Below are 351 nucleotides of genomic sequence, written 5' to 3' on the forward strand. Positions count from 1 at the left end.
GGCACCCCAAAGCAATGCGCAAAGCAAGCCGCTTTATCGAGTTCAATATGAATCGGCTGTTTATGGGAGTTCACAATGAAGATAATTTTTGTGGGAGCATTGATGCTAGAAGAGCAAAACTACTAGAGAGATATGTCTCTGAATTCGCTGAAGATTATGGCCTCAGCCAACACTTAGATCTTCACACCGCAATTCGCGATTCCTATGTTGAACGCTTCGCGCTCAAACCTAAAACCGAGCACGCTAACAATGTTTCAGATGAAGCTCGTGGGATTCTATCTGCACTTGGCTGTACGACACTGGTCTATCAGCATAAGCCAGCAACAACGTTTTCTTCTTTTACCGCGCGCA

General features: G+C 45.3%; 1 protein-coding gene. It reads left to right on the forward strand.

Going from position 1 to position 351, the window contains the following annotated elements:
- Positions 1 to 47: 47 nt before the first annotated feature.
- On the forward strand, positions 48 to 351 hold a 304-nt coding region (locus A3762_RS06700; RefSeq protein ID WP_231878747.1), incomplete at its 3' end, for a succinylglutamate desuccinylase/aspartoacylase family protein.

Source organism: Oleiphilus sp. HI0125 (assembly GCF_001635355.1).